Source organism: Bacillus sp. JJ864 (assembly GCF_036963045.1).
GTDB classification, from domain to species: Bacteria; Bacillota; Bacilli; order Bacillales; family Bacillaceae_G; genus Bacillus_A; species Bacillus_A pseudomycoides_C.
Genome location: NZ_JBALLY010000049.1, coordinates 43,896 through 52,093, shown reverse-complemented (window position 1 = coordinate 52,093; position 8,198 = coordinate 43,896). Strand labels below are relative to the sequence as shown.

General features: G+C 36.1%; 7 protein-coding genes. 5 read left to right on the top strand and 2 right to left on the bottom strand.

The window, feature by feature from the left end; all coding sequences use genetic code 11:
• Positions 1–173: 173 nt before the first annotated feature.
• Entirely contained in the window at positions 174–2,102 is a 1,929-nt protein-coding gene (gene abc-f, locus V7024_RS09145) for a ribosomal protection-like ABC-F family protein (protein ID WP_335518608.1), read from the top strand.
• Between the two features lie 268 nt (positions 2,103–2,370).
• On the opposite strand, the gene V7024_RS09140 is transcribed toward abc-f, so the two are convergent.
• Entirely contained in the window at positions 2,371–3,036 is a 666-nt protein-coding gene (locus tag V7024_RS09140) for a TetR/AcrR family transcriptional regulator (RefSeq protein ID WP_335518605.1), read from the bottom strand.
• Positions 3,037–3,186: 150 nt separating this feature from the next.
• Here V7024_RS09140 and V7024_RS09135 point away from each other — a divergent pair, with 150 nt between their 5' ends.
• The 3 genes from V7024_RS09135 to truA all read left to right on the top strand — a co-directional run bounded on the left by V7024_RS09135 (position 3,187) and on the right by truA (position 5,887).
• Positions 3,187–4,155: an aldo/keto reductase gene (locus V7024_RS09135; protein WP_335518602.1), complete on the top strand. Its 969-nt coding sequence runs from the start codon at positions 3,187–3,189 to the stop codon at positions 4,153–4,155.
• Positions 4,156–4,214: 59 nt separating this feature from the next.
• Complete coding sequence (locus V7024_RS09130; protein WP_335518599.1) at positions 4,215–4,712, top strand: DinB family protein; 498 nt, start codon at positions 4,215–4,217, stop codon at positions 4,710–4,712.
• Positions 4,713–5,149: 437 nt separating this feature from the next.
• Positions 5,150–5,887, top strand: coding sequence for a tRNA pseudouridine(38-40) synthase TruA (gene truA, locus V7024_RS09125; protein WP_335518595.1), 738 nt, complete (start codon positions 5,150–5,152; stop codon positions 5,885–5,887).
• Between the two features lie 59 nt (positions 5,888–5,946).
• On the opposite strand, the gene V7024_RS09120 is transcribed toward truA, so the two are convergent.
• Complete coding sequence (locus V7024_RS09120) at positions 5,947–7,368, bottom strand: sigma-54 interaction domain-containing protein (RefSeq protein ID WP_335518591.1); 1,422 nt, start codon at positions 7,366–7,368, stop codon at positions 5,947–5,949.
• A 281-nt stretch (positions 7,369–7,649) separates the two neighbouring features.
• On the opposite strand from V7024_RS09120, the gene V7024_RS09115 reads away from it, so the two are divergent.
• Positions 7,650–7,904 (top strand): hypothetical protein, encoded by a 255-nt coding sequence (locus tag V7024_RS09115; RefSeq protein ID WP_335518588.1) that lies wholly within the window; start codon positions 7,650–7,652, stop codon positions 7,902–7,904.
• The last annotated feature ends 294 nt before the right edge of the window (positions 7,905–8,198 follow it).

Here is an 8,198-nt window from a genome sequence, read left to right as displayed (position 1 = left end):
ACCAATCGGGCTTTTACGGGCAGTTGTCCCCCACCTATCTTCTTTGTTTTTCTCTCAATCTTGAGGTGGGGGTCTTACTGCCCACGAATAGCGGGATAAAATAGTAATGAAGGTCTTCTTTGTCCTGTCCATAAAATGCGTAACTTGTATTATGGATGAAAGAAGGGAATTGCATGTTTGAGTTAACGTTAAATGGTATTAAGAAATATATGGATGCTACACTTGTTCTTAAAAATATAAGTTTTGAGGTTTATGCAGGAGAGAAGGTTGGGATTGTTGGCGCAAACGGAAGCGGGAAGAGTACGATCCTGAAGTTAATTGCGGGGATAGAGCCTATGCATTACTATCCAGGTTATCCACAAACCTCAAGCTATGGATATGATGAAGGTCTTATTCATTTTCCGAGAGGGGCAACTTGTGCATATCTTGAGCAAACGCATTCGTATCCAGAGGGCTTAAAGGTGATCGATGTTTTAAACATGGCTTTTGAGGAAGTTCATTGTATAGAGAAGGAAATGCGTGTATTAGAAGAGCAAATGAAGATGTTAGCAGATGCTCCTTTAGAAAAAGCTCTGCAAAAGTACAGTGACTTGGTTCAATTATATGAAGTGAAGGGCGGATATGATAGAAAAGAAAAATTAGGTAAAGTTTGCACAGGGCTGAAATTTGATGAAAGATTTTTAAATAAGGATTTTGATTTATTAAGTGGTGGTGAAAAAACTACCGTTGTACTTGGAAAACTGTTGATTCATGATCCGGACATATTGCTGCTGGATGAACCGACAAATCACTTAGATATGGATTCCGTTGAATGGCTCGAAGGCTATTTGAAGAGTTACAAAGGAGTTGTCATTATCGTATCCCATGATCGATATTTTTTGGACAATGTAGTCACAAAAATTGTAGAAATAGAGGATATGGAGTCTATTACCTACAAGGGGAACTATTCATCTTACGTGAGTCAAAAGGAAGAGAATTTACGCATTCAATCTGAGCATTTTAGAGAGCAACAAAAAAAGATCAATTCTATGGAAAAGACCGTAACGGATTTGAGAGACTGGGCTATGAGAGCTGATAATAACAAGTTCTTTAGAAGAGCTGCTAGTATACAGAAAAAGCTTGCTAAAATGGAGCGGATTGAAAAACCGATTTTTGAGAGGCAGAATATGAAGCTGCATGTAAAAACTGCTCAAAGGTCCGGAAATGAAACGATTAAGGCAGTAGGACTTTCCAAAGGTTATGGAGATAAAGTAATTTTTAAGGATGCAGATGTAATGGTTCATTACGGGGAAAGAGTCGGGTTAATCGGTTCGAATGGTAGCGGGAAGACTACGTTTTTAAAGATGCTTTTAGGTGAAGAGAGGCCGGATCATGGTGTAGTGGAATTCGGTGCTAACGTGAAGGTAGCCTATTTACCGCAGAAACTTACCTTTACAAATGAAGAGTTTACGGTGCTTGAATGCTTTAGAGAGGATATTTCGATACTGGAAGGAAAAGCGCGGGAATATTTATCAAAATTCATGTTTTATAAAAATAGCGTCTTCAAAAAAGTAAAGCATTTGTCAGGGGGAGAAAGAATTAGACTCAAACTTGGTATGCTGTTATATCAAGATGTAAATTTATTAATACTAGATGAGCCGACAAATCATCTTGATATTGATTCGATCGAAACCCTTGAGGAAGCGCTGGAAGATTTTAAGGGAACAATATTTTTTATCTCTCACGACAGATATTTTATTAATAAACTAGGTGAAAGAGTGATTGCTATTGAGGAGCATTCTTGTAAAAGCTACCTTGGAAATTACGATTATTATAAAAGTATAAAAGAGGAGTTAATCCTGCAGAATGTGAAGGAGCCAGTTAAAAAGAGTGTGAAGGTGAAGAAACAAAGAAATGCTTCTGAAGATATAAAGGAGGAAGCAGTAAAGGCTAAGGCACTAGCAAAGATTGAAAGGCTTGAAGATGAAATCAGGCAGTTAGATATAGCCATGGCTGCCGATCATATCGAGTATGAGGAACTCAATCAGCTATATGGTAGGAAACTTGAATTAAATCATGAATTAGATTCGGTGATGGAGTTGTGGTTAAGTTTTGGGGATTAACTTTAACGGTCTATATCTTTCCGAAGTCCTGTAATGTATTTAGAGATGAAAAACTTTAAGTCTCTTGAGCAAATAATTGTAATTCATCAGATATAGAAACTGACATACAAAAACGCTATCCTTTCTAATGATTCTATAGAAAGGGTAGCGTTTTGTTCATTTTAGGGGGTATTTTGTTGTATTAGCTGGATAGCAATATGGTTCCCCCTATAAGGTCTTTACATGTTGAAAGAAATGAATGTGAAACAAGTGTTAGTTGATATCCTGTCTATATATAATTCGATACTTTTTGAACAATATACTGTATTGTGGATTCCATTTTCGAATCATCTATCTCGTCCTTATATTTATGATGAATGATTTGTTGCTTTTTAAGAACGTAATAATCAAAAAGTGCTTGATATAAAGTCATATTGTTTTTAATTAAGATTGTAGGTTCAAAGAGCTTCCGCAGTAGTACATCGTCTTGGAGCAGAATAAGTGCTGGATTGATACTGTTGAACACTTCTTTTTCTATATGTTCCTCATAGAATTTTTTTAATTTATGATTTCGTTCGTTTTGAGCTTGTGTGATTTGCTCATATAGTACAGGAGCACTATGTTTTAAATCGAATATAAAGGTATCGGATATATATAAAGCAATGAGTAATGATTGCTCAAATGTTTTTTGAAAACGCTCTCCGAACGGGACTGTTTCTTCAAAAATGGTTTGATCTATACTAGTAATATATTCGGCATAAATCTTGACGATGTATTGGATAATCTCATCTTTTGATGAGAAATATTTGTACATAGTTGCCTTGCTGATATCCATATAACGAGCAATATCATCTGTTCGTAACGGGCTTATACCTTGTTTTTTTACAATCGGTAATAATTTAAAAATGAGCTTTTTTCTCATTTCTGCTTGATTATCAATATTGTTATTTAACATAACAACCCTCCTTGCATTCATTTTATTATAAATTAATTTATGAATCCATACAAATTAAACTGATTGAACTAAAAACACTAAAATAGTTTACTTGTTCTTAAGTGTGTGCTATTCTCTGTTTACATCATCTTTTTGAAAGAAGGGGAACTTATGAAAAAGAAGCAACTAGGTTCACAAGGTTTAGAAGTAGCGGAAATCGGATTAGGTTGTATGGGGATGTCTGAATTTTATGGTCAAACAGATGAGACAGAGGCGATAAAAACCATTCATCGTGCTCTTGAACTTGGAATTACAATGTTCGATACAGCAGATATTTATGGATATGATGAAGAGGGAATGGGAACAAATGAAAAACTAGTAGGGAAAGCGTTACAAGAGGTTCGGCATGATGTGAAAATTGCAACGAAGTTTGGAGCGTTGCGAAATGAAACAAAGTCACTAGGATACAACGGTTCTCCTCAATATGTGAAGGAAGCATGTGAAGCAAGTTTAAGAAGATTAGGGACAGACTACATCGACTTATATTATTTACATCGAGTTGACCCAAATACACCAATTGAAGAAACTGTAGGGGCGATGGCAAAGTTAGTACAAGAAGGAAAAGTGCGTTATATTGGACTATCGGAAGTAACGGTTGAACAATTAAAAACAGCTCATGCAATTCATCCCATTTCAGCTGTTCAAACAGAATATTCCCTTTGGTCTCGCGAACCAGAGAAAGATATTTTACAGGCTTGTCGTGAATTAGGCGTTGGATTTGTTCCGTATAGTCCACTTGGTCGTGGATTTTTAACAGGAAATTTAACAAGTCGTGATCAATTAACACCTGATGATTGGAGATATTATAATCCACGTTTTTCAGAAGAAGCGTTTGCTTCTAATATGAAAATTGTCGAAGGAATTAAACAGCTTGCGCTAAAGAAAGAATGCACACCTGCACAATTAGCACTTGCTTGGGTTGTTGCCCAAGGCGAAGGAATCGTACCAATTCCGGGTACAAAGCGAGTGAAGTATTTGGAACAAAATATAGCAGCTCTTGAAATTACTTTAACAGAAGAAGAACTAGCATATTTAAATACGATTGCGCCAATTGGCGGTACGATTGGTAATCGATATTAAGAGTGATTATCCTTTTACAATAAAATCAATTAAATAAAACAGCATGGGAGTCGATTATTATGGAGCAATCAAATAAAGCGTTTAGTGAGGCATTAGTAAAATCGTTAAGAGGAGAACGAGGACATCTTCCCATCAAGAATGCTTTGTCGGATATAGACGTGGCTCTTGCGGGAAAACGCAGAGAGGAACTACCTTATTCTATTTATCAATTAGTGAAACACATGACCTACTGGCAAGATTTTCTCTTATTAGCCGCTCAGGGGGAAAAACCTGAACTGCCTGCTCATGTAGGAGAGAGCTGGCCTGAAGAAGAATGTCCTGGCAGTGAGGAAGAGTGGAAACAGACGATTCAGTATTTTCTTCAGGGGATTGAACAGGCATGCACGATTGCCCAAACGGTTCAATTGGACGAACTATTGGAGAGCTGGTCTGGTGAAACCCCAGGCGGTGTGCTACGCAATATTGCATCTCACAATTCCTACCATTTAGGAGAAATTGTACTGATTCGCAGATTATTTAGTGCTTGGCCACCGCCAACAGGCGGATATCCTGTCTAAACAAGGTTATGGGTTGAAGCCTTTCCTTTGAATTGATTCAATATAGTTATATTGCGGATATTAAGTAAATTTTTGAGGAAATGGAAAGTTGTAAGAAGAGTTGAACGCTATTATGTGAGGAGATACCACCTGTTAAAGCAGGTGGTTTTTTCCTTTACTGTTAGTTCAGGTAAAGATAAACAATAAAAAAATCATGAATTGACTTCTATATTTTTAGATATGAATAATAACTTTGCGGTCTACAACGAAAACCCTGTGATTACCCCTATAAGCATGAATACAAGAGACCGAGTAAAATCGGTCTTTTTATATTCATTATCTACCGCAGTGCTCTGTAGCGTGGTATTTTTTCAAATGAAGGTGTATATTTAGGTACAGGTAAAAGAAAGGCGGTGAGTCTGTTACTAAAAACAGAATAGGTTTAGTAACAGAAAACAATGAACAACTACAAATTAACAATTCAATATGACGGCGGCCGCTATAAAGGTTGGCAGCGTCTCGGGAATAACGATAATACCATTCAAGGAAAAATCGAAAGCATATTATCAGAAATGATCGGAAGAGAAATTGAAATTATCGGCTGCAGCAGAACCGATGCGGGTGTTCATGCTCTTCATCAAGTAGCTAATTTTAAGAGTGATGAAAATTTAGCGGAGCATAAAGTGAAAAAGTATTTAAATCAATACTTACCAAATGATATTAGTATTACGAACGTGGAATTAGTTTCGGAGCGTTTCCATGCCCGCTACAATTCGGAAGCGAAAACGTACTTATATAAGATTTGGAATGAGGAACATACGAATCCATTCATGCGTAAGTACAGCATGCATGTTGGAAAAAAGTTAAATATTGAACGCATGAAAAAAGCAGCTCAATATTTAATCGGTTCGCATGATTTTACGGCTTTCTCTAATGCTAAGTCGAAGAAAAAATCCATGGTTCGTGAAATCTACTCGTTAGATGTAACGGAAAAGGATGGCTTCGTCCAAATTAGAGTGAGCGGAAACGGCTTTCTTCACAATATGGTAAGAAAGATTGTCGGAGCGTTAATAGAAGTTGGGTTAGGCCAGTTAGACGCTGAAGCAATACCACAAATTCTAGAGGAAAAACAACGAAATCAAATCAATTGTCTTGCTGATGCAAGTGGGTTGTATTTGGAGAAGGTTGATTTTTAGGGAAAAATAAAGACCGTCCTTTCGGAACGGCCTTTATTTTTTTGCACTTATAGAAACTTCTAAGATTGCGTATTTAAACCATACTTTTTCAAGCGATATTGCAGATTTTGCCTACTTAATCCTAAATATTTTGCGGCTTGCGAGATATTCCCGTTATGCTCGCTAAGAATTTCAATAATATATTCTTTTTCCATTTCTTTTATTGTGTTCTTTAAAGTTCTAGAAGTGTGAGCTGAGTTTTCTGTTTCCCAATTAGCTAGAGGAGGATGAATGTTGCATTCATTTTTTGTTAGCTCATAAAAACGGGTTGGGAGATGGGATGTTGTAATCACATCTTCATCTTCAATTAAGTTCATAGAGCCTTCAATGATGTGCTCTAATTCGCGTATATTCCCAGGCCAATCGTGTTTATAGAAAAAATCAATTACGCTGTCATCCACACCTTGTACTCGTAAACCAAACTGCGTATTATATTTTTCAATAAAGCGATGAAGAAGCGGTAAGATGTCTTCTTTACGCTGTCTTAAAGGTGGGAGAAATAAAGTAACGACGCTTAATCTGTAATATAAATCTTTTCGCAGGCGATTATGCGTGATCGCTTCAATCGGATCTTCATTAATTGTAGCTATGATGCGAACGTCTACTTCTTTTTCTTGTGTTCCTCCGATTCTTCGTATTGTTTTATCTTGGATTGCACGCAACAATTTAGCTTGCAAGGCTGGGCTTAACGAGTTAATTTCATCTAATAATAAAGTTCCTCCATGTGCTTCCTCAAATAAACCTGGTTTATCGATTGCCCCTGTAAAAGCTCCTTTATTTGTACCGAATAATAAGCTTTCCATTAAAGTTTCAGGAATGGCCGCGCAATTTTGCGAGATAAAAGGCTTTCCGGCACGCTGGCTTTCATTATGAATACTTTGTGCAAATAGTTCCTTTCCAGTTCCTGTTGCTCCCACGATCAGTACAGAAGAAGAGGTGCGTGTTACTCTTTTTGCTTCTGCAATAACAGATTGAATAGCGTTAGAATTACCGATTATATGATTGAAGGTAAATTTAGTATGATGCCCTCGAATAGAGCTGTCTTTACTAGTTTGTTTGAATGGAGGAATCTCCTTTACGATTTCAATAGCGCCTTTAATTTTTCCATTTCTCACTATAGGGAAGGTGTCATTAATCGTTGTAATCTCTTGCCCTTTATTATTAAAATACGTTTGCTTTATATTTTTCCTCGCTTTTCCAACTGTTAATGCCTCGATAAGAGTACTATTTTGGTTTGTTTCAAATGCAAATACTTCTAAAAGATTTTTATATAGTACATCTTTATGGTCCATTGATTCAATTTCCATCATTTTGCGATTATAGATGATTGTTTTGCCTTCTTCGTTAATCATGTGAATCCCAATATCAATTTCATTCAGTAATGTTTCATATAACGTATTCATTTCAACTAATTTTTTGAAATTGATTTCTTCTGTATACATGTTTCATCTTCTCCTTGTTATACCCTGTGAAGACTGATTTTTCTTAATTTTAATAAAATTTTTGCGATTATGCAAAAAAAATTTGCGTTTTTAATCTTAAAAATCTGTAAAGGAGAAGAAAGATTTTGCGTGGAATGCAGATTTTTTCAGTACGAACTCTTAATTCCAGGTAAGAAACTAGGTTGGTACATATCTTGCATGAATAGTAGTTGAATCCTATAAATTTGGAGGTGGATTAATAGAGTTACATGAGCACTTAATAAGAAAGAGGGGTTTAAAAGATGAAAACAGTGATAGAAAACGTGTACAGTCCTTGTTATGGCAAAGTTACAAAATTATTTATTAATGAAAGTTCCTATGTTTATGAGTGGGAGAAATTAGCTTTAATTGAAACCATGGATGAGCGGAAAGTAGAAGTTAAAGTGGGAATCAGCGGCTATGTAGAATTGCTAGAAGTAGAAGAAGGACAAGTTATCACGAATGAAACATTATTAATAGCAGTTAGGGATGATTTATTGATCACAGGAAGTGATTAATAAATTAAAAAAGTAACACAAAAACCTCCTTTTTTAGGGGGGAGACCAGAGCATTTGGCCATGTATAGAAGAAGCGCTCAGGGCCTTTTCCTGCCACATGCGAGGTTTAAAACAAAGTGAGAAAGCAAGTAGCAGTTATGTTGTACTGTGCATAGCAGCGACTTATGTGTTGCTAAATTAAATGGATTTATAAAGTCCTTCTGGATAATGTACCGTTTTCTAATAATCTTTTAAACAGTTATGTTAATGCCTGAGTAAATTCTAAGAAAATTTTCGCAGCAACTATTTATCCTA